The sequence below is a fragment of the Streptomyces sp. NPDC096132 genome, assembly GCF_044763345.1.
GTDB lineage: Bacteria > Actinomycetota > Actinomycetes > Streptomycetales > Streptomycetaceae > Streptomyces.
On the sequence record NZ_JBIWGA010000008.1, the window covers coordinates 283,437 to 303,031 of the forward strand.

General features: G+C 69.7%; 21 protein-coding genes and 1 pseudogene. 12 read left to right on the forward strand and 10 right to left on the reverse strand.

Going from position 1 to position 19,595, the window contains the following annotated elements; translation table 11 throughout:
* Positions 1–99: 99 nt before the first annotated feature.
* Both ACIRF9_RS21285 and ACIRF9_RS21290 read left to right on the forward strand, forming a co-directional pair.
* Positions 100–303, forward strand: a complete 204-nt coding sequence (locus ACIRF9_RS21285; protein ID WP_020943502.1) for a cold-shock protein — start codon at positions 100–102, stop codon at positions 301–303.
* An 87-nt stretch (positions 304–390) separates the two neighbouring features.
* Positions 391–2,118 carry a DEAD/DEAH box helicase gene (locus tag ACIRF9_RS21290; protein WP_403824270.1) on the forward strand — a complete coding sequence of 576 codons (1,728 nt, stop codon included), beginning with the start codon at positions 391–393 and terminating at the stop codon, positions 2,116–2,118.
* Between the two features lie 199 nt (positions 2,119–2,317).
* Here ACIRF9_RS21290 and ACIRF9_RS21295 read toward each other — a convergent pair whose 3' ends face one another.
* A complete protein-coding gene (locus ACIRF9_RS21295) occupies positions 2,318–2,833 on the reverse strand; it encodes an HAD family hydrolase (RefSeq protein WP_403824273.1) in 516 nt (171 codons plus the stop codon).
* On the opposite strand from ACIRF9_RS21295, the pseudogene ACIRF9_RS21300 reads away from it, so the two are divergent.
* Both ACIRF9_RS21300 and ACIRF9_RS21305 read left to right on the forward strand, forming a co-directional pair.
* Positions 2,751–3,059: pseudogene (locus tag ACIRF9_RS21300) on the forward strand (MMPL family transporter); the annotation flags it as partial. The gene ACIRF9_RS21295 and the pseudogene ACIRF9_RS21300 sit on opposite strands and share 83 nt — an antisense overlap.
* 126 nt (positions 3,060–3,185) lie before the next feature.
* Entirely contained in the window at positions 3,186–4,445 is a 1,260-nt protein-coding gene (locus ACIRF9_RS21305; RefSeq protein ID WP_403824276.1) for an amidohydrolase family protein, read from the forward strand.
* A gap of 49 nt (positions 4,446–4,494) precedes the next feature.
* Here the strand turns inward: ACIRF9_RS21305 and ACIRF9_RS21310 are convergent, their stop codons facing one another.
* Positions 4,495–5,520: a Dyp-type peroxidase gene (locus tag ACIRF9_RS21310; protein ID WP_403824280.1), complete on the reverse strand. Its 1,026-nt coding sequence runs from the start codon at positions 5,518–5,520 to the stop codon at positions 4,495–4,497.
* A 164-nt stretch (positions 5,521–5,684) separates the two neighbouring features.
* Between ACIRF9_RS21310 and ACIRF9_RS21315 the strand changes: the two genes are divergently transcribed.
* The gene (locus tag ACIRF9_RS21315) at positions 5,685–5,783 is read left to right on the forward strand and encodes a hypothetical protein (RefSeq protein ID WP_403824638.1); all 99 of its coding nucleotides are present in this window, start codon (positions 5,685–5,687) and stop codon (positions 5,781–5,783) included.
* Positions 5,784–5,816: 33 nt separating this feature from the next.
* Here the strand turns inward: ACIRF9_RS21315 and ACIRF9_RS21320 are convergent, their stop codons facing one another.
* The 4 genes from ACIRF9_RS21320 to ACIRF9_RS21335 all read right to left on the reverse strand — a co-directional run bounded on the left by ACIRF9_RS21320 (position 5,817) and on the right by ACIRF9_RS21335 (position 9,546).
* Entirely contained in the window at positions 5,817–6,401 is a 585-nt protein-coding gene (locus tag ACIRF9_RS21320) for a hypothetical protein (protein ID WP_403824283.1), read from the reverse strand.
* 654 nt (positions 6,402–7,055) lie between these two features.
* Positions 7,056–7,859, reverse strand: coding sequence for a DUF6461 domain-containing protein (locus ACIRF9_RS21325; protein WP_403824286.1), 804 nt, complete (start codon positions 7,857–7,859; stop codon positions 7,056–7,058).
* 57 nt (positions 7,860–7,916) lie between these two features.
* Entirely contained in the window at positions 7,917–8,816 is a 900-nt protein-coding gene (locus ACIRF9_RS21330) for an amidohydrolase (RefSeq protein WP_403824289.1), read from the reverse strand.
* Between the two features lie 64 nt (positions 8,817–8,880).
* A complete protein-coding gene (locus tag ACIRF9_RS21335; protein WP_403824292.1) occupies positions 8,881–9,546 on the reverse strand; it encodes an aromatic amino acid lyase in 666 nt (221 codons plus the stop codon).
* Positions 9,547–9,797: 251 nt separating this feature from the next.
* On the opposite strand from ACIRF9_RS21335, the gene ACIRF9_RS21340 reads away from it, so the two are divergent.
* From ACIRF9_RS21340 to ACIRF9_RS21355, 4 genes are read left to right on the forward strand one after another with little or no spacing between them, the layout of a single operon-like run.
* On the forward strand, positions 9,798–10,955 hold the full coding sequence (locus ACIRF9_RS21340) for an ATP-binding cassette domain-containing protein (RefSeq protein WP_403824295.1): 1,158 nt from the start codon (positions 9,798–9,800) through the stop codon (positions 10,953–10,955).
* Positions 10,952–11,617: an ABC transporter permease gene (locus ACIRF9_RS21345; protein WP_403824298.1), complete on the forward strand. Its 666-nt coding sequence runs from the start codon at positions 10,952–10,954 to the stop codon at positions 11,615–11,617. The genes ACIRF9_RS21340 and ACIRF9_RS21345 overlap by 4 nt, the downstream gene beginning before the upstream one ends.
* Positions 11,614–12,303: an ABC transporter permease gene (locus tag ACIRF9_RS21350; RefSeq protein WP_403824301.1), complete on the forward strand. Its 690-nt coding sequence runs from the start codon at positions 11,614–11,616 to the stop codon at positions 12,301–12,303. The genes ACIRF9_RS21345 and ACIRF9_RS21350 overlap by 4 nt, the downstream gene beginning before the upstream one ends.
* Positions 12,304–12,351: 48 nt before the next feature.
* Positions 12,352–13,296 (forward strand): ABC transporter substrate-binding protein, encoded by a 945-nt coding sequence (locus tag ACIRF9_RS21355; protein ID WP_403824304.1) that lies wholly within the window; start codon positions 12,352–12,354, stop codon positions 13,294–13,296.
* 128 nt (positions 13,297–13,424) lie between these two features.
* On the opposite strand, the gene ACIRF9_RS21360 is transcribed toward ACIRF9_RS21355, so the two are convergent.
* The 4 genes from ACIRF9_RS21360 to ACIRF9_RS21375 form a co-directional block, all read right to left on the reverse strand.
* Positions 13,425–14,591: an NAD(P)/FAD-dependent oxidoreductase gene (locus ACIRF9_RS21360; protein ID WP_403824306.1), complete on the reverse strand. Its 1,167-nt coding sequence runs from the start codon at positions 14,589–14,591 to the stop codon at positions 13,425–13,427.
* Positions 14,592–14,625: 34 nt separating this feature from the next.
* Positions 14,626–15,339 (reverse strand): GntR family transcriptional regulator, encoded by a 714-nt coding sequence (locus ACIRF9_RS21365; protein ID WP_403824309.1) that lies wholly within the window; start codon positions 15,337–15,339, stop codon positions 14,626–14,628.
* 81 nt (positions 15,340–15,420) lie between these two features.
* The gene (locus ACIRF9_RS21370) at positions 15,421–16,569 is read right to left on the reverse strand and encodes an FAD-dependent oxidoreductase (protein ID WP_403824312.1); all 1,149 of its coding nucleotides are present in this window, start codon (positions 16,567–16,569) and stop codon (positions 15,421–15,423) included.
* Positions 16,570–16,573: 4 nt separating this feature from the next.
* A complete protein-coding gene (locus ACIRF9_RS21375) occupies positions 16,574–17,557 on the reverse strand; it encodes a Clp protease N-terminal domain-containing protein (protein WP_403824315.1) in 984 nt (327 codons plus the stop codon).
* A 68-nt stretch (positions 17,558–17,625) separates the two neighbouring features.
* On the opposite strand from ACIRF9_RS21375, the gene ACIRF9_RS21380 reads away from it, so the two are divergent.
* The 3 genes from ACIRF9_RS21380 (at position 17,626) to ACIRF9_RS21390 (ending at position 19,589) form a co-directional block, all read left to right on the forward strand.
* A complete protein-coding gene (locus tag ACIRF9_RS21380) occupies positions 17,626–17,985 on the forward strand; it encodes an excisionase (protein WP_403824318.1) in 360 nt (119 codons plus the stop codon).
* A gap of 256 nt (positions 17,986–18,241) precedes the next feature.
* Positions 18,242–19,102 (forward strand): class I SAM-dependent methyltransferase, encoded by an 861-nt coding sequence (locus ACIRF9_RS21385; RefSeq protein WP_403824320.1) that lies wholly within the window; start codon positions 18,242–18,244, stop codon positions 19,100–19,102.
* A 4-nt stretch (positions 19,103–19,106) separates the two neighbouring features.
* A complete protein-coding gene (locus ACIRF9_RS21390) occupies positions 19,107–19,589 on the forward strand; it encodes a flavin reductase family protein (RefSeq protein WP_403824323.1) in 483 nt (160 codons plus the stop codon).
* The last annotated feature ends 6 nt before the right edge of the window (positions 19,590–19,595 follow it).

Sequence of the window (19,595 nt, forward strand, 5' to 3'; positions counted from 1 at the left end):
TGAACCTATGTGCGCCTGACAGGAATGCTTCTCCTTCAGGCGCATGATTTGTTTTCCGGCATCTCCGGATGGGGCCTCTGCCTACAGATGGAGAAAGTCATGGCACAGGGAACCGTCAAGTGGTTCAACTCCGAAAAGGGTTTCGGCTTCATCGCGCAGGACGGCGGCGGTCCTGACGTCTTCGCTCACTACTCGAACATCGCGACCCAGGGCTTCCGTGAGCTCCAGGAGGGCCAGCGGGTCTCCTTCGACGTGACGCAGGGTCAGAAGGGCCCGCAGGCGGAGAACATCGTCCCCGCCTGATCGCCGGACGCGTACCCGCTCACCGGGGTCCGCACCGTCATGGTGCGGACCCCGGTTTGTGCTGTTTCCAGGAAGGCAGATCACCGCATGTCCCGAAGGCCCCAGAAGCCGAACCGGCGCGCCTCTTCGCGCCCGCCGTCCGCCTCGTCACCGCGTGAGTTCCGGCTGCCGGAAAGCACGACACCCGCACTTCCCGCCGTCGAGGACTTCGCCGGTCTGGACATGCCCGCGGCGCTGCTGAAGACCCTCACCGCGCAGGGAGTGACCACCCCCTTCCCCATCCAGGCCGCCACACTGCCCAATTCGCTCGCCGGCCGTGACCTGCTGGGACGAGGACGCACCGGCTCCGGGAAGACCCTCGCGTTCGGTCTGGCGCTCCTGGCCCGCACGGCCGGACTGCGCGCGGAGCCCAAGGCACCCCTCGCCCTCGTGCTGGTACCCACCCGTGAACTCGCCCAGCAAGTGACGGATGCGCTGACCCCCTACGCGACGGCGGTGAATCTCCGGCTGGCCACCGTGGTCGGCGGGCTGTCCATCACCAAGCAGGCCGCCACTCTCCGGCGCGGCGCCGAGGTGGTCGTGGCGAGTCCCGGCAGGCTCAACGACCTCGTGGAACGCGGGGACTGCGTACTCGACAACGTACGCATCACGGTGCTGGACGAAGCCGACCAGATGACCGACATGGGCTTCCTGCCGCAGATCACCAAGCTGATCCGGCAGGTACGGCCCGACGGACAGCGCATGCTCTTCTCGGCCACTCTCGACGGCAACATCGACCGCCTGGTGCAGCAATTCCTGACCGATCCCGTGGTGCACTCCGTGGACCCGTCCGCGGGAGCGGTGACCACCATGGAGCACCACGTGCTCCACGTCCAGGACGAGACCGACAAGAAGGCCGTCACCACGCGCATCGCGGCCCGTGACGGCCGGGTCATCCTCTTCCTGGACACCAAGAGGTCCGCCGACCGGCTCGCCAAGCGGCTCCTGGCCGTCGGTGTCCGCGCGGCGGCGCTGCACGGCGGCCGCTCCCAGCCGCAGCGCAACCGCACCCTGGAACAGTTCAAGAACGGCCAGGTCACCGCTTTGGTGGCGACGAACGTCGCGGCCCGGGGCATCCACATCGACGACCTCGACCTCGTCGTGAACGTCGACCCCCCTGGCGACCACAAGGACTACCTCCACCGGGGCGGCCGCACGGCCCGCGCCGGTGGCTCCGGCAGCGTGGTCACGCTGGTCCTGCCCGAGCAGAAACGGGATGTCACCCGCCTCATGTCGGACGCAGGCATCCGCCCCCGTTCGGCCCGCGTCAGGTCGAGCGACGCGGAACTGGCCGCCCTCACCGGCGCCCGCGAGCCTTCCGGCGTGGCCGTCACCATCCAGGTCCCCGAGCCGGCGACGCCGAACGGGTCCGGCCCGGACCGGAAGACCGCCACCAAGCCCGCCGGCCGATCCGGCCGCCGTCGCCGGAGCGGCGGCGGGGCCAAAGCGGCGACAGCTGCCGCCACCGGCACGGGAGGCCGGGGCTCCGACCGCCGGACGGGGTCCGACAGGGCCACGGGTGGTGCCGGCGCCGCGGGCGGCCGCGGTTCCGGACGCCAGTCCGCGGCCGGCGCGGCGGCCGGTGCTGCCTCAGGCAAGGTCGGCCGCGGAGTCGGCCGACGGTCTGCGGCCGGCGGAACCACGGGCGGCGGTGCCGGGACTGGCAGAACCACGGGCGGCGGTGCCGGGACCGGCAGAGCCACGGGCGGCGGGGCCGGGACCGGCGGCCGCAGTTCCAACCGCCGAGGCGGCGGCCGCCGCACCTCCGGTGCCTGAGCTGCTTCAGGCGACGTTGGTCCTGGTTCCGAGTGCCTCCGGCAAGCGTGATCGCCGGCCTCGCGGGGATGGCGGCCGGGTGAGCGCCGGCCTGTGCAGGTCCCGCCGCCTGTGGTGGCCGCCCCGCCCGTGACCGTGGCTTCCTCCCGCAGGCCGCCGCGGTCAGCCGACGGGTCGCAGCACGTCCGCCAGGCCGCGCTCACCCGTGCGGTGTTCCGCTGGGAGGATGTAGGTGCGCAGGCCACAGGCGGTGGCGCCGCCGTCGCGGACCGGGTTGTCGCCGACCATGAGCACGGCGCGGGGGTCGGCGCAGGCTTTGAGGAACAGCTGGGGGGTCCGGCTTTTCGCGGCCCTGCTCGTAGGAGACGACGCAGGTGTCGATCAGGGCGTCCAGCCCGTGGTGGGCGAGGTGGGCGAGGTGAGTGCGTAGGTCCCAGGCGAAGTCGCTGACGATGCCGATGCGCAGCCCGCGTCGGCGCAGGGCGCGCAGGACCGGTGCGGTGTCGGGATAGTGGATCCAGGCGTCCGGGGCGGTGAGTTCCCGGTAGGCAGCCTCCTCCGCCCCATGCAGGAAGTCCACCCGCAACAGGTCGGAGATCTCGGCCACCGCGCCCGGTTCGTCCAGTACGGCGAGGCAGGGGCACGGCGCCGAGCTGCTGGGCGTGGAGTCCACCGGCCCGATCATGAGCATGATGCCGATCTTCCTGGCGGGCATCGTCTTCGGCCTGGCGATGGACTACGAGGTCTTCCTGGTCTCACGGATGCGGGAGGCGTACGTCCACCGAGAGGCGCCCAAGCCGGCGATCGTCTCCGGGTTCCGGCACAGCGCCCGGGTGGTCGTCGCCGCCGCGCTGATCATGATGGCGGTGTTCTCCGGATTCATCGGCGCCGGCGAGTCCATGATCAAGATGATCGGTTTCGGGCTCGCGGTCGCGGTCCTCGTCGTCTACGGCCTGATTATTGACTCGACCGGTCGGTACATCTAACCTCGGCATCATCCGGGGGTGTGGTTCCAGCGCGAACGACGACGTTCGAAAGAGGTACCGCCTGTGTTCAAGGAATTTGTCGTGTCCGGCGACTCGCACATCATCGAGCCGGTCGATCTCTTCAAGACCCGGCTGCCCGGGCATCTTCGCGAACGGGCCCTCTGGGAAGAGGAGTTCACGCTCGAGGAGCCGATCGTCCCGGGCGGCCACACGGAGTTCAAGAAGCTGCACACCATCGGCTTCGACGGATGGACCATCTCCAAGTACCGCCAGACCGGCGGCGAGACCCCCGACGGCGATCCGGACCACATCATCCGGGACATGAACCTCGACGGCGTCGACGCCTCCGTCATGTTCCCCAACCTCTCGCTGTTCGTCCTGTTCACGGACGACCACGAGCTGTCCATGGCCCACGCCAGGGTGTGGAACGACTACCTCGTCGAGCGCTACCTGCCGTACAGGGAACGGCTGCGCCCGACGGCCGCGATCCCGCTCACGGACGTCCCCGAGGCCGTGGCGGAGATCGAGCGGTGCGCGAAGATGGGGCTCGGTGCGATCCTCCTGCCGGAGATCCCGCCCCTGCCGTACTACGCGCGGGAGTACGACCCCGTCTGGGCCGCCGCCCAGGCGCACGGGCTGCCGGTGTTCATCCACGTCGCCACCGGCGGGGTGAAGGTCAAGGAGGCGGTGTCCGGGACCGCGCTGACCGTCCGGGGCCTGATGACGGCCATGAACATGGGCAAGGGCAACCTGACCGACGACATGGTGGCCGGCCGGACCATGGGCAGCGCGGTCGGGTCGGCGGTGGCCGGTCCGCAGGGCATCATCGCCAGTCTCGTCGGCGGCGGAGTGTGCGAGCGCTTCCCCGACCTGCACTTCAACCTGATCGAGTACACGGCCGGTTGGCTGGTCTCGTTCATGGGATACATGGACAAGGCATGGAAGACCGGCACCGGCCAGGACCCCGACTGGTGGCTCGGCTTCTGGGACGACAGCCGAGCGCCGAAGGAACAGCCCGCCATGGGGCGGCTGTTCGCCGTCAACGACAAGTGGCCCTATCCGCTCAAGCCCACCGAGTACGTCCGCCGCCAGATCCATGTGCAGTTCGCGGACGACCCGACCGCCGTCAAGGCCCGTCACATCACCGGCCTCTCGACGGTCATGTGGGGCAACGACTACCCGCACGCCGAGGGCACCTTCCGCAGCAGCGCCGAGTGCATCGCGGAGAACTTCGAGGGCGTCGGGGACGAGGACCGCGCCGCCATCCTCGGCGGCACGCTGGCCGACGTCGTCCACTTCGACAAGTCCCGGAAGCTGGCCCCCGTACCCCAGGACTTCTGATCCACGACCCCGCCCCTCGCCACCACCCTCGAACGCCACCGGAGGTTGACTATTGGGGGGTGTTCCGCTTGAGGTCGCTGACATCCAAGGATGCGTCGGGGACCTGGGCCGTGACCGACGGATCCGGTGCGGCGGGCGGGGCGTCGAGGAAGTCGGCGGTGGGTACGTGGAACAGGGTGCCGGTGACCGCTGTGGAGAAGTCGAGCAGACGGTCGTGGCTTCCCGGCGGATCGCCGATGAACATGTTCTCCAGCATGCGCTCGATGACCGACGGGGTACTGGAGTAGCCGATGAAGTACGTGCCGAACTCACCGCGTCCGGGCGCGCCGAAGGGCATGTTGTCGCGCAGGATCTGCCGTTCGGTGCCGTCGGGGTCGGTGATCGTGGTGAGGGCGACGTGCGAGTCGGCGGGCTTGAGGTCGTCGGGCAGCTCGATGTCGGAGAGTTTGCGGCGGCCGACCGCCCGTTCCTGCGCCTCGACCGGCAGGGCGTTCCAGGCCGACAGGTCGTGCAGGTACTTCTGTACGACGACGTAGCTGCCGCCGGTGAAGTCCGGGTCCTGCTCCGGATCGGCGGCACCGATCACGACGGCTGTGTTCGCGGCGGGGCCGGTGGGGTTCTCGGTGCCGTCGACGAAACCGAGGAGGTCACGTTCGTCGAAGTACTTGAACCCGGACACCTCGTCGCGGACGGTGACCGCGCCGCGCAGCCGGTCCATCAGCTGTGTGGCCAGCTCGAAGCACAGGTCCGGCTGCCGCGCCTTGATGTGGAAGAGCAGGTCCCCGGGGGTGGCCGGTGCCGTGTGACGGGCACCGGTCACTTCCCGGAAGGGATGGAGCTCGGCCGGTCTGGGGCCGGCGAACAGCCGGTCCCAGGCGCCGGAGCCGATGCCGGTGACGCAGGTCAGCTCGCCTTCCGGAATCCGGAAACCGACGGAACGCACCAGACCGGCGAGGTCGGTCAACAACTCCCGCACCACCGGCTCCCCACCGGGATCGACGGTCACGACCAGGAAGATGGCGGAGTTGGTGAGCGGGCTCAGTACCGCCTGCGGGACGGGTTGTGGCTTGGGCACGAACACTCCTGATCCTCGGTCGACACGGAGGCCGGACTCGATCAGCCTCTCATCCGGAGCCCGCTTCGTGGTGGGGCCTTTGTCCGCGACGATCGACGAGGCCCAGGGCTGTCGAAAGTGGATCTTGTCCGTGAGGTGATCTCGATTGAAGTCGGCGACAGCTGATCGACGGCATACGGTTCCGAGTCCGCACCGGCATCCCTTGGCGGGACAGACCCGAGGCGTACGGGCCATGGGGCCGCCGTCCTGATCGCGGCCATTGACGAGTGGCTGTTGAGCAGCCATTCGATGCACGCCTAAGGAGAGCGCACGCTGGACACGTCCTCGCCGTCACCTGTGTCACTGCGGGCCTTGATGGCGGCGAGCCGGGCAGCCCACTCACGTTCGGCGATGACGAGCCCGCGCTCCAGCGTCTCGAGGAGCAACGTCCGGCTCACCGACACCACCGTTGGCTCACGCCCGGCCTCGGTGCCCCAGGCGGCACCGCCTCCATCGCGCACCCGACAGGCGAGGTGGATCCGGTCCCCATCAGGGAACGCGAACGCTGTCACCTCGTCGGTGCACTCCCCCCACTCCAGGAACACACACCGTGCGAGTGCCGCCTCGGGCCCAGATGAGGTCCCGGTACTGGCGTCGTCGTACATCCAGCTCTCGGCGATTCGAAAGGCCTCAGACGGCGAGGTGAACCCCACCGGCGGCGCAGTCGGCGTCCGAAAGCGACTGAGCTCGTCCTTCAGCTTCTTGACCAGGAGTGGCGGGTAGAACGCGTTGTCCCACGTGTTCACATGCAGCCCGCCGACGAAGACGTCGACGCACAGCAGCCCCGGGTCGCGTTCGACGTGGAACTCCAAACCGAATCCGGTCCGCGACCCGAACAACATGGCGACCTCTCCAGCACTGGCGCGACACCCACCACGGCCAACCCTACTGATCCACTTTCGATACAAGCTCCCTCGGCCACCAGACGGGATGACCCTGGCGTAGTCCTCGAGGGTGTCCAGGTGGACGAGGTCCTGGTCTGCTGAGTCCCCGTCGTCGTAACTGCCGGACTCGCAGACCGACTTGCACGTCCCGCAGGCGCCGTAGCGACAGTCGAGCTGGTCGGCTTCGCGCCCGCCGAGCAGATGGTCGCCGAGGCCGAACGGATCCGGGACACGTACGGCATCACCACCCTCAAGGTCGACCTACCCGGACACGGCGGTTCACCGCCGACCGCGTCACCGCGTTGGGGCTCGTCCGCCCACTTCGGCCCGCCGGAACCCTGGCGGGAGCGCGGCGCACTCGTCAGGGGACCGAGCCACTGCTCGCGACCCGTCCCGGCCGTTGGTTCGCCGCACCGCGTATGGCCGAGACACCTCTCGGCCGCGCTCTGCTGCGGAAACTCTCCGACGCCGATCCGGTCGGCTACGCGGCCTGCTGCGAGACGGTCGCCGCCGGACATCTCGCCGTGGAGCAAGCCTCACGCCGGCCAGGCCGCGCTGAGCACCCCTCTCCGCCTACGGCCGATGAACGGATGAACGGTGCCGCCGAGCGGGTCAGGGGGCGGATGACGAAGGCCCGCGGATCACGACGGGTGCCGCGGCTTCGGCGCGGGCGCGTGCCATGGCGGTCTCGACCTCCTGGCGGGTGACTTCCTTGTAGAAGCGCTCCCCGTGGGCGTCGGTGATGTCGATGACGACGCCGGTCCACTCCTCGGCGGGCTCCTCCGGCACGAGCCCGAGCCGATACTCGGCATCACGGAGCAGTTCCTCCGTCACCGGCACACCGGTCAGCCGCTCGGCGAGGGCGAGGACCGCTGCCTTGGTGTCGACGCGCGTGCCGGTGTCGCTCTCGTCGTCGGAGAGGTCGAAACCGACCTCACGCATCAAGGAGTTCAGGTCGTCGGGGGTGCTGCCGTCCCTGGCCGTGGGCCATTCGAAGGTGGTGCGAAGCACCCCGTCCTCGTACCAGTGGAACAGGTGGATCGGCTTGCCTCCGTTACTGGAATGCACCACGGCGCGTCCGCCCGCCGACAGGGCCTCCAGGAACCGCGACCGCATCCCCCCGCCACCGTCGAAGGCCAGGACGAGCGTCCAGTCGCCGCCCTCGCCCGGCACCGAGAACGCACCCGCGAGGAACGACTCGTCCCAGTAGTCCGTCGCGTCGAGCAGTTCCCCCTGCCGCTCGATCAGCGTATCCACCCCCAGGCACACGTCCTGCGGCTCCGCCTCCATCCTTCGCAGGACCTCCTCGGGGGCGACGCCCCGCACCGAGGTCAGGGTGTACCCGGTCTGCAGCGCGTGGCGGAACACCGGGGAGGAGCGTATCCAGGCGTAATCATCTGCGGTCACCGAAGTCATGCTCCACAGTCTGCCCGCCACCACTGACAAGCCCTCAAGCCGTACCTCGACCGGGTGTCATGCCTCTCCCGTGAGGAGCCGCCGCGGATTGGCTATGCGGAAGGCGTACGCCGCGGCTCCGCCCAGCCCGAAGCCGGGGTGGCGTGGGGGAGTCGCGTAGGGCCGGTCCGAGCCCTGGACCACGGCGTCCACACCGAGGGCGTGGACGATCGCGTCGACGGCGACCGGTCCGTACGAGGACGTCTCGACGAACACGTCCGGATCGGCTTTCTCCCCCGGTACGCCCCGGGCGGCGAACCGCTCGCCGTGCAGCGGGGCGAGTCCGGCCAGCAGCGCGAAGCACACCCGCAGGCGCGGATGGCGCGGCCGCCCGAAGGCGCGGAAGGCGAACCAGGCGGCGTGCATCTGCTGGACGTACGGGACCATCGCCGGCCACCACCCGGGCCCCTCGGAACCTCCCGGTGCGGGCCCCGGGTGGACGAACAACGGGAGGTCGCGCTCCTCCAGCAGATCCAGCAGTGGGGCGCAGTGCGCGTAACCGGCCGCGTCCGCAAGGGCGTTGGCCGGGAGTTGGAGGCCGACGAACCCCCGGTCCAGTTCCCGGCCCGTCGCGTCCGCGTCGATGTCCCGTACGCAGGCGGCGGCCCAGGCGCCGAACGGTTCGGGGAGTTCGGCCGCGCCGTCGTGGTAGGCGTCGAGCAGGGGCCGGGCCTCGGCGGCGGGCAGCCACTCCACGCCGATCGGGGCCGACATCGAGACGAGCGCCCGGCCGAGCCCGTCGGAGGCGGCGAGTTCCGCACGCCGCGCGACGTCGTGGTCGGCGGGAGGTATCTCGTAGGGCGGCTCACCGTCCAGGAACAGGGTCCAGCCCTCCAGGTACGGCGGCTCGCGGCGCGATCGCAGGGCCGTCACCAGCGAGGGGGTCCACAGATGCTGGTGCACGTCGACGTTGGTCATACCGCTCCTCCCGCCAGGGCGCGCAGAGCGCCCCGGACATCGTCCGCACCCAGGATGTCGCGGCTCACCGTCTCCACGTCCACCCCGCAGGCCCGGACGTCGTCCCAGCGGGGCACGACGTTCCGGATCGCGCTGGCAGGAACTGCGGTCCCCGCCCGAGTACGGGCGGCGCCGCCAGATCCACCGCCTGCGCGGCGACCACGGACTCCACGGCGAGCAACCGCCGCAGCCGTACGAGGATCGTGGCCAGCCGCCGTGCGCCGAGCGCCGCCTTGGTCGAGTCGTCCTCGGCGCGAGGGTGTCGAAGGCGAGGGCGAGAGCCGGCCTTCGGGCCCAGCACGGCCGGGGCCAGACCGGCCCGCCGCAGCGCCGTCGAGCACCTCGCCGGCGAACTCGGCGTTGCCCTCACCGATGACGACAGACCGACATGCGCCAGCTGCACCAGATCGGCGGCGCCGATCGATCCCACCTTGGGTATCACGGGGTACACCCGCGCGTTGAGCAGGGCCACGAGCAGCGTCAGGATCTCCGGTCGCACTCCGCTGCCGCCGCCCGCGAGGCCGTTCACACGGGCGAGGACGGCAGCGCGCACGACGGGGATCTGCAGCGGATCGCCGACCGCGTCGGCCCGCCCCCGGACCGTGCGGACGCTGAACACCTCGAGCTCCTCGCGCGGCAGTGCGTACGAGGAGCGGGTACCCAGCCCCGTCGTCAGACCGTACGGCGGCACGCTCGCGCGCCAGCCGCGGGAGCACCTCTTCCGCGAGTTCGACCCGGACGCCGATGTTCCCGAAGGGTGCACCCGCGGTTCGATCACCGTCTCTCCGAGGCACTGGGCACGCAGCCCGTCCTCGACGGCGTCTGAGCTGGGCGATTGCTGATTTCGTGCGAACGTAACGCGCCGTTCATGGTCAGCCATTGACTGTCATTCATCCAGGCATGACTCTGCATGACCATATGCAGTCCGGGTAAGGGGCAGCCTTGATCAGATTCGACGCGGTGAGCAAAAACTATCCGAACGGCACCACGGCCGTGGACGAACTGTCCCTGGAGCTCGCCGAAGGCGGCATCACGGTCCTGGTCGGTCCCTCCGGCTGCGGCAAGACCACGACCCTGCGCATGATCAACCGCATGGTGGAGCCGACCTCCGGGACCGTGAGCCTGCACGGCCGGGACATCCGCGAGGTCCACGCACCCGAGCTGCGCCGGGGCATCGGGTACGTGATCCAGCACGCGGGGCTGTTCCCGCACCGCACCATCCTCGACAACATCGCGACCGTTCCGCTGCTGCTCGGCTGGAGCCGGAAGAAGGCGCGGGCACGGGCGGCGGAGCTGCTGGAACTGGTCGGGCTGCCTGCGGAGATGGCCAAGCGCTACCCGAACCAGCTCTCCGGCGGACAGCAGCAGCGCGTCGGGGTGGCCAGGGCGCTGGGCGCCGACCCGCCGGTGCTGCTGATGGACGAGCCGTTCAGCGCCGTCGACCCGATCGTCCGGGCGGAGCTGCAGGCCGAGTTCATCCGGCTGCAGAAGGAGCTGCACAAGACGATCGTGTTCGTCACCCATGACATCGACGAGGCGATCAAACTCGGCGACAACATCGCGGTGTTCCGGACCGGCGGAAAGCTCGCCCAGTTCGACACCCCGGAGCGGCTGCTCGCCCACCCGGCCGACGCGTTCGTGGCCGGATTCGTGGGACAGGACCGGGGCATCCGCCGGCTGTCCTTCGTCAAGGCCGCCGAAGTGCCGCTGCGCCAGGGTCCGGTACTGACGGCCGCCACTCCCGTCGCGCAGGCCCGGGCGGCCGGCGAGGACTGGCTGCTCGTCGTCGACGACGGCCGGCGACCGCTCGGCTGGGTCGCGGCCGCCGAGCTGCCCGAGAGCGGCACGCTGGCCGACGCGCCTCTGACCCTCCTCGGCCACACCTTCAGTCTCGACGGCGACTCGGCACGCGCGGCCCTCGACTCCGCACTCCTGTCACCCGCCCGGCTCGCGGTGGGTGTCGACGCGGACGGCGCGGTCGTCGGCGTCGCGGACGCCCATGAACTGTCCGTCGTGACGGCCGCCGAAGCCACCGAAGCGACGGCGAACGGCGAGAAGGCCGACGGCAACGGCGAGAAGGCCGACGGTGATGACCGATGAACGACGATGAGCCGCTCGTCCGGTGGCAGTGGATCGGCGATCACGCCGGCGAGCTGGCCGACTACACCGAGGTGCATCTGAGACTCGGCCTGCTGCCGGTGCTGTTCGGGCTGATCATCTCGGTGCCGCTCGGGATCGCGTGCCATCGCTGGCGCCGGCTGTACGCGCCGGTGCTGACCGCGGCCAACATCCTGTACTCGATCCCGTCGCTGGCCCTGTTCATGATCTTCGTCCGCTACACGGGGCTGACCGAACGCACGGTGATGATCCCGCTGACGCTCTACACCCTGTCGGTTCTGGTGCCCAACGTCGTGGACGGCCTCGCCTCGGTCCCCGAACCGGTCCGGCAGGCTGCCACCGCGCTGGGCTTCGGCACGGCACGCCGGGTCGTCCAGGTCGAGCTGCCGATAGCCGTACCCGTCGTCATAGCCGGGGTACGCGTCGCCGCCGTCTCGTCCATCAGTCTCGTCGCCGTGGGCCAGCTGATCGGACAGGGCGGTCTCGGCTACTACATCACCCGGGGCCTCCAGCTCGACTTCCCGACCCCGATCGTGACCGCTATCGCGCTGATCATGCTGCTCGCGCTCACCACCGACGCGCTGCTGGTCCTCGCGCAGCGGCTGCTCACCCCGTGGTCCCGGAGCAAGGTGACGTCGTCATGAACGATTTCCTGAACCAGGTCCGGCTCGTGGGGGAGTGGCTGACGTCCTCGCAGCAGTGGCACGGCGACGACGGCATCCCCCACCGGCTCCTGGAACACCTCGCCTACAGCGGGGTGTCGCTGCTGTTCGCCGCCCTGATCGGGCTGACGTTCGGGCTGCTCGTCGGGCACACCGGGCGCGGGGCGTTCGCCGTCGCCAGCGTCGCCAACCTGGCGCGGGCCATCCCCACCTTCGGCCTGGTGGTCCTCGTCGTCACGCTCGCAGGGCTGAGCACCACCCCGGTGCTGGTGGCCCTGGTCGCGCTGGCGGTCCCGCCGATCCTGATCAACACCTTCGAGGGCGTACGCGGGGTGGACCCCGCCACCAGGGACGCGGCGCGCGGGGTCGGCATGACCGAGTGGGACGTGCTGACACGGGTGGAGGTGCCGATGGCGCTGCCGCTGATCCTCCTCGGCCTCAGGATCGCCGCGATCCAGGTCGTGGCCACCGCCACGGTCGCGGCGTACCCCGGCCTCGGTGGCCTGGGCCGCTTCATCGTCGACGGACTCTCCCGCAACGACTACCAGCTCGTCATCGGAGGCTCCGCCGTCGTCGTCCTCCTGGCGCTCGTCGTCCAGATCGTCTTCACCGCGCTGCGGCGCGTCGTCGTCTCGCCGGGCCTGCGCGTCACGGCGTCCAGATCCTGAGTTCTTCCGAGCCTCCGGGCCCTGCTGGCCCCAAGAAAGGAAACACCCATGAGCCCCAAGAGAGCTGTGTACCGCGCCGCCGCGTTCGGCCTGATCACCGCCTTCTCGCTGACCGCCTGCGGCGATGGCGGCGACAGCGACAGCAATCCGCTGACGGGCAGCAGCACCGGTGGCGGCGACGGCAAGGCCCTCGTCGTCGGCTCAGCGAACTTCCCCGAGAACCAGTTGCTCGCCGAGATCTACGCCGAGGCACTCGAAGCCAAGGGCCTCAAGGTGACGCGCAAGTTCGACATCGGAGCCCGTGAGGTCTACTACGACCAGATCGTCAAGGGCGGCATCAGCGTCTTCCCCGAGTACAACGGCGCTCTGCTGGCGGTGGCGGTCGACAAGACGAGCACCGCGACCGGCACCGAGGAGATCAACGCCGAGCTGAAGGAGAAGCTCCCGTCGTCGGTGGAGATCCTCGACTCCGCCGAGGCCGAGGACAAGGACTCGGTCACGGTCACCGCGGAGACCGCCGCCAAGTACAACCTCAAGACCCTCGCCGACCTCAAGCCCGTCGCGAGCAAGCTGACCCTCGGCGCCGGCTCGGAGTTCAAGACCCGCCAGCAGGGCTGGATCGGTCTGGAGAAGGTCTACGGCGTCGAGTTCGGGAAGTTCCAGCCGCTCGACGCGGGTGCCCAGAGCACTCTGCTGAAGCTGCTGGAGGACGGCAAGGTGCAGGCCGCCAACATCTACACGACCGACCCGGCCATCGTCGAGGACAAGCTGGTGGTCCTGGAGGACCCGAAGAACCTCTTCTCCTCGCAGAACGTCACGCCCCTCGTCTACAAGTCCGCGGTCGACGACACGGCCAAGGCGGCGCTCAACGCAGTCTCCGCCAAACTCACCACCGCCGACCTGCAGGACATGATGAAGAAGCTCGTCAACGACAAGGAGGACGCCGACACGGTCGCGAAGGAGTGGCTGACGAAGGCCGGCCTCGTGAGCTGAGGGGCTGCGCAGTCATCTGCGAGAACTCGCACGCCTCCGAACCGGCTCGGACCACGAGCCGACCAACCCGTACCAGCAAGCGGTGCGGGCCGAGATCGACAACCTGCGGCAGCCGGCGTCGCTGTCGGCTACTGCTCACCCAGACGGGTGGCGTGTTGATCCACCTCGGTGTCCGAGCGCCGTATGCCGGTGAATCGTGTGGGCCGGAAACTCCGGAGGAGATCCTGTTCCTGATCGGTTGTGATCTCGGCCGCGGCCAAGCGTCCCAGAATCGGTGCCAGGGTGACCCCGCTGTGCGAGACGAGGCAGTAGACGCGGGACCGCGCGGAGGCGTAGCCGGCGACGGTGTGGCCGTCTGCGGGCAGTGAGCGGAAGCCGATGCGCAGGTCGATCCTCGGTGCCCGGCTCCGGTCGGTCAGCAGTGCCGAGAACCGCCGAGCGAGGGTGCTTGCGATGGCCCCGTCCGCGGACGGAGGGTCTGCCGGATCGACGTCGGCGTTCAGGTCGAGGGCCTGCAGGACGGTGTGCCCGCCGGTCGCGGGGCGGAGGTTGAGGCCGGGGCTGTGGATCACACAGCGCAGATCGAGTTCCGGGGACCGGGCGTACCCGAGTAACCCGACGGTCTGCGCCCCGCGACCGGTGTCCGTCACCATGGGAACGTCGATCCCGGCACGTGCGGCGAGCCGTTCCGTCCAGCGGCCTGCCGCCAGGACGACCCGATCGCCCGTGCAGACCTTTCCGCCCGCCAGGGTGACGGCGACTCCGTCCGGCCTGTCGTCGATGGCCACGACCTCGCCGATCGCGCACGTGGCCCCGTGCTGCTCGGCGTCCGCCAGCAGGCTGTTCACGAAGACGTCCGGCAGAACGTATCCCTCGCTGGGGAAGTGCGCGATGGACGTCACGGTCGCCGGGATACGGACGTCGCCCGCGATCCGCGTTGCCTCGTCACGTGGGATCCAGTGAGCGGGGTAGCCGAGGGACCGCAGTCGCTCCACGTTGTCGGCGAGCCGTTGCTCGTTCGCGGCGTCCGCCCACTGCAGCGCTCCGCTGGGGAAGTAGGACGGCGCGCCGCGCAGTTGCTCGGCGAGCCTGGCGTGTTCCTCCATCCCCGCGAGGTTCAGGCGGTGGTAGTCCGGGTCGGGCTTCCGGCTGGAGTTGGTCCAGGCGAAGGTGGTCGCGCTCGTACCGGCGCCGACTCCCCACTGATCGAGCAGGAGAACGTCCTCGCCGGCGACGGCGAGCTGCCTCGCGACGCTCACCCCCAGCACACCGGCACCGATGATGATGACCTTCATCGTGCGGTTCTCCTTTCCGGCAGCGACACGCTGCTCACAGGGTGGGGACCGGAAGCTCCAGGAAGAACTCGGCGGTTCCCGGACGGACGAGGGTCGTGACGACCTCGACGGTGCTTCCGTCTTCGGCACGCAACTCCCTGCGCCTCATGAGCGCGGGTGTTCCGATCTCGCTGTGCAGCAATACGGCGTCTTGCTCGCCGAGGGTCACGGGGTCGAGGTAGAGCCGGATCGCGTCGACCGCTACTCCTCTGCGCAGCAGATACCGCAGGGTGACGACATCCTCGAGGTTCTCGTTCAGCAGGTCCGGGGCCACTGCGAAGAGAACGACGTGCCGCTCGACCGACTGCGGCTCCTCGCGCACGTCGAGCTTGCGGCGGACCAGCTCCACCACGGCCGTGTCGGCAGCGGCGCCGGGGAGCGCCAGGATGGCGTCGGCGGCCCTGACGATCCGCGCGGAGACGACTTCGTGTCTGCCCGGTACGCCCTTCACGGCTGCCGCGGGGGTGACGAAGTTGAGCAGATTGATCTGCCGCGTCACGTCCGCGACGAACGTTCCGTGGCGCCGTCGGCGAATCGCCAGTCCCGCCTCGGCCAGGTCGTTGAGGACCCGTTGGGCCGTGGCACGGCTGACGCCGTACTGGGTGGAGAGTTCCTTCTCGGTCGGCAACCGCGAGCCCGGAGGCAGTTCCCCGGCCCGGATCTTCGCCTCGATCTCTCGCCTGATCTGTACGTAAAGCGGCGCGGTCATGGTGAGCTCCGTCAGCGTCTCGAGCTTATAGCACCGTACAATTAGCCAATTGACCGGTCAATAGAGTTCGCTGAGGAAGCGTCACGTGGGTGTCCGGTTCGTCGCCGCGGTAGGAGTCGAAGGTTGGAAGAATGCGAGCATCTTCTGGCCGGCGTCCGGCGCTGACAGGATTGCCTGGACGTGCGCGGACTGCCGCCCGGCGGCGCTGGTGCGTTCGAACATCTCGCGTTCGTATTCTTCGACGGCGGCGGGAAAGTCGCCCGGGTGCGCGGCCAGCGCGAGGCCGAGCAGGGCGCCGTCGAGCAGCGCCATGTTGGCGCCCTGCCCCACCGGCGGCATCAGGTGCGCGGCATCGCCGAGCAGCGTGACGTCCGGCGTCGACGGCCAGGTCAGGCCGACCGGGAGAGTGGTGATCGACCGCGGCAGGACCGTGTCGTCGCAGGCTGCGATCAGTGCGGTGAACCGTGGGTCCCAGCCGGTGAACAGCTCGATCAGCCGCACCCGGGCGGCGGCTGGGTCGCCGAACGGGATCCCACTGGTCGCGAACCAGTCCTCGGCGGTGTCGTAGAAGCTGAGGTAGACGCGTACGCGGCCGTCGCCGTTGCGCTGTGCCGACAGGGATTGTCCGCTGCCGAGCACCCAGTAGTTGCCGCGCCCGACCATCGCCGCGAGGTCGGGGCGGGTGCGGTCGATGTCGGGAATGCCGAGCTCGACGACGTTTTGGCCGGTGTGCGTTGGTCGGGCGTCGGTGAGCAGCGCGCGGACCCGGGATTCACCGCCGTCGGCCCCGACGAGCAGGTCGTACGTCGCGCTGCTGCCGTCGGCGAAGTGCAGCAGGCCGTTGTCGGCGGTTTCGAACGCGTGCCCCCAGCGCACCGCGTCTGAGGGGAGTGAGTCCAACAGCAGGTTGCGCAGATCGGCACGGTCGACCTCAGGTCGGTCGAGCGGGGCGTCGTCGGGCGTGTCCTCCTGTAACAGCAGGGTGCCGTCCGGCTCGAGAAGTCGCAGGTCCTGGCCTTCACGACGGGCGATCGCGTGGAACTGGTCGATCAGTCCGGCCTCGCGCATCGCCCGCTGCCCGGTCCCGGAGTGCAGATCGAGCATGCCGCCCTGACCGCGCGCGCCGCGCGAGGATTCCCGTTCGTACACGACGGCATCGATGCCGTTCACGTGCAGCACACGGGCAAGGGCCAGGCCGCCCAGCCCGGCTCCGACGATGGTGATGGTCATGGGTTCACCGGCGGAGCCGGGGCGCGAGCACCGTGCGCACGACCTTGGCCACATTGCTCGCGGCGGATCCGCCCCCGTCTTCGGGTTCCGGTTCCGGTTCCAGCGTGCGTTGGATCTGCTGCAGCAGTTGGTTGGCCGACCGCCAGAGCGGGACGAACATCCCGGCGACCGGGCCGACGCCCTGGACCGGGCCGCCGGACAGCTCGGTGACCTTCTTGGCGACCGTGAGCGTTGTCGGGTCCCGCAGGATCAGGTGCACCTCATCGTCGACCAGCCGGATTTCCATCTTGCGCGCGGCGGCCTCCTCCGGGTTCGCGTCCGTGGTCGTCTCCGGATCCAGTTCGTCGATCTTGGCGGCGACCGCGTCCGGGTCGACCCCGAGTTCGCGCAGCACCCTGGCCGCCATGCTGTTCTCCGCCCGCAGCATCGCCTCAAGCAGATGATGGCTGCCGACCGGTGCGCCACCGGCCAGCGCGCTCGCGGCGGACACGGTGTCCTGGGTGGCAGGTGTGCCGGTCGGCCAGGGGCTGCCGGCCTCGACGTCCTGCGGCCCCTCCAGTGAGGCCAGCACCGCGGCACGGATCTTGCTGATCGGATTGATCCGCTCGGCAAGTACCGTCGCGCCGACGCCCTCACCTTCCCCGTTGGCCAGGGCGAGCAGGATGTGTTCCGTACCGATGTAGGTGTGGCGCAGTTGCTGCGCCTCGCGCAGGGCGAGGTCCAGCGTCTTCTTCGCGCCCGGCGCGAACGGGATATGGCCGCGCAGCTCCTCCGTGCCGGGCTTGGCCACCGCGGCGATGTCGGCCTGCGCCGTCTCCTTGTCGTACCCGAGCTGGTGCAGGACTTTCGCCGCCATGCTGTCCGGCGCGTCGAGCAGCCCCAACAGGATGTGCTCCGTGCCGATATAGCTGTGCTTGAGCAGCCTCGCCTCCTCCTGAGCCGTGACGACCACCTTGCGGGCTTTCACCGTGAACCGTTCAAATGGCATGGCTCTATGCTCTCAACCCTGTCAATACACTGTTATTGACAGGGTCACCATGCTGAAGGGAAGGTGTGATGGAGACACCGTCGGACTGGGAGGACCGGCTCGCGCGCTGGCAGAGCGAGCTGGAGCTGTTCGAGCAGCTGGACGAGACACCCTGGGTCACGCTGGCCAAGGCGGAGGCCGAGACCGGCGTTTCCCGCTCGGCCCTGCGGTCCTGGTACCGCAATGGCGAGATCCAGTCACGGCTGGTGGACGGCCCGAACGGGCCGCAGCGCCTGGTCCAGTTGGACGCGGTGATCGAGCGCGCCGCCGCGTCACCGCGCATTCAGCGCCGGGCGGAACGGGAAGTCAGCCTGGAAGCCCAGGTCACCCTGCTACGGCACCGAGTTGACCAGCTTGAGCTGCGGCTGGCAGCGCTGGAGCGGAAGTGACCGGTGCGAGCAGCACTGTGCCATCGGCCCGGAGCGGTGTCCGATCGGCTCAGGCGCGGCGCGCCTCGGCCGTGCGGGCTGTCGCCGGTGGAGGATCGGGTAGGGCGGCAGCCGCGGTTCGGGCCGCCCGGCTCCGCCCCACCGTGTGAAGAGGTCCAGTCATGAAACTGTTCGACGACCCACCGTTCGAGTCTCCGGTCGACCGGGCACGGGAACTCATCGAAGACGACACCCTCCAGGTCATGCCGAGCGCGACGTGACTGGCGCCCCGCGCGGGGACGCACCGGGCCGCGGCCGCTACGGCGAGGCCGTCTTCCGTCCGGAACGGGCGGGCGAGGGGGAGCGCATCGACTTCGGAGCCCTCGCCTACGACGACATCACCATGGCGCGGCTGCGGGCACTCGGGGTCGGCTGGGGGTGGCACTGCCTCGACCTGGGTGCCGGTACGGGCACGGTCTCCCGTCGACTGCTGGACGAGGCGGGCGTGGCGAGCGTGCTTGCCGTGGACCGCGACGTGCGCTTCCTCAGGGCGCGGCCCGTGCCCGGGCTCGATGTGCTGGAGGCCGACATCACCGCGGCGGACTTCGCCCCCGGCCGGTTCGGGCTCGTCCACGCCCGCTTCGTGCTGATGCACTTGCCCGAGCGCGACCGCCTCATCACGGCATTGGCGGAACTCGTCGCGCCCGGTGGCGTGCTGGTGCTCAGCGACGCGGTCGACCTGACGAGCGACAGGACGCCCGACACGCCGTACAACGCGGTGATGCGGGCGATGTGGCAGGGGCTGCGGGCAACCATCGGCACCGATGTCACCTGGGTACCGTCGTACCCGCAACTGCTGCGTGGAGTGGGGCTCGTGTCCGTCGCCGCCGAGATCCATGTGCCGCCGTTGCTGCCGGGCAGTCCCATCAGCCGTTTCTGGGCGGACACATGGGAGAGGAGCAGAGCAGCGATGCTCGCCACCGGGCTGGTCGACGACACGGCCGTCGACGCGGCGGTCCGGTACCTGAACTCGGACGAATGCGCCGCGCTGTCGGCCGGCATGCTCACCGTCTGGGGATGGAAACCCGAGGACGGCCTCTCGGGAAACGGTGGGAGTGGAGCAGCGGACGGGAGGTGAGGGCGTGCCGGACGTCGACGCGTTCATGGGTCGTTTGAACCCCGAGATGTGCGTGGTCACGGCTGCCGCGGGCGAGGAGCGGTCGGGGTGCCTGGTCGGGTTCTCCTCTCAGTGCTCCATCCGGCCCGTGCGCTTCGTCGTATGGCTGTCCAAGGTCAACCACACCTATGGGGTGGCCCGCACCGCGCGGTACCTCGCCGTGCATCTGCTGACCCGCGACCAGCAGGAGCTGGCGGCCCTCTTCGGCGGGGAGACGGGAGACCGGGTCGACAAGTTCACGCGGGTGCGCTGGACGCGGGCACTCGGCGGGGCGGTGGTACTGGAGGACACGGCCGCCTGGTTCGTCGGCACCGTCGAGGGGCACCTCGACGGGGGTGATCACGTCGGTTTCGTCCTGGAGCCCGTGCAGTGGGGCGAGCGCGCCGACGGATCCCCGCTGAGGCTCGGCGACTGTCTCGACATCAGTCCCGGTCACCCGGTGGACTGACCGGGA

What these genes read in the sequence shown, in the direction of transcription:
- ACIRF9_RS21285 (WP_020943502.1), top strand. Translation starts at nt 100, where the DNA reads ATGGCACAGGGAACCGTCAAGTGGTTCAACTCCGAAAAGGGTTTCGGC.
- ACIRF9_RS21290 (WP_403824270.1), top strand. Translation starts at nt 391, where the DNA reads ATGTCCCGAAGGCCCCAGAAGCCGAACCGGCGCGCCTCTTCGCGCCCG.
- ACIRF9_RS21295 (WP_403824273.1), bottom strand. Translation starts at nt 2,833, where the DNA reads ATGCCCGCCAGGAAGATCGGCATCATGCTCATGATCGGGCCGGTGGAC.
- ACIRF9_RS21320 (WP_403824283.1), bottom strand. Translation starts at nt 6,401, where the DNA reads ATGTTGTTCGGGTCGCGGACCGGATTCGGTTTGGAGTTCCACGTCGAA.
- ACIRF9_RS21325 (WP_403824286.1), bottom strand. Translation starts at nt 7,859, where the DNA reads ATGACTTCGGTGACCGCAGATGATTACGCCTGGATACGCTCCTCCCCG.
- ACIRF9_RS21330 (WP_403824289.1), bottom strand. Translation starts at nt 8,816, where the DNA reads ATGACCAACGTCGACGTGCACCAGCATCTGTGGACCCCCTCGCTGGTG.
- ACIRF9_RS21345 (WP_403824298.1), top strand. Translation starts at nt 10,952, where the DNA reads ATGAACGACGATGAGCCGCTCGTCCGGTGGCAGTGGATCGGCGATCAC.
- ACIRF9_RS21350 (WP_403824301.1), top strand. Translation starts at nt 11,614, where the DNA reads ATGAACGATTTCCTGAACCAGGTCCGGCTCGTGGGGGAGTGGCTGACG.
- ACIRF9_RS21355 (WP_403824304.1), top strand. Translation starts at nt 12,352, where the DNA reads ATGAGCCCCAAGAGAGCTGTGTACCGCGCCGCCGCGTTCGGCCTGATC.
- ACIRF9_RS21360 (WP_403824306.1), bottom strand. Translation starts at nt 14,591, where the DNA reads ATGAAGGTCATCATCATCGGTGCCGGTGTGCTGGGGGTGAGCGTCGCG.
- ACIRF9_RS21365 (WP_403824309.1), bottom strand. Translation starts at nt 15,339, where the DNA reads ATGACCGCGCCGCTTTACGTACAGATCAGGCGAGAGATCGAGGCGAAG.
- ACIRF9_RS21370 (WP_403824312.1), bottom strand. Translation starts at nt 16,569, where the DNA reads ATGACCATCACCATCGTCGGAGCCGGGCTGGGCGGCCTGGCCCTTGCC.
- ACIRF9_RS21375 (WP_403824315.1), bottom strand. Translation starts at nt 17,557, where the DNA reads ATGCCATTTGAACGGTTCACGGTGAAAGCCCGCAAGGTGGTCGTCACG.
- ACIRF9_RS21380 (WP_403824318.1), top strand. Translation starts at nt 17,626, where the DNA reads ATGGAGACACCGTCGGACTGGGAGGACCGGCTCGCGCGCTGGCAGAGC.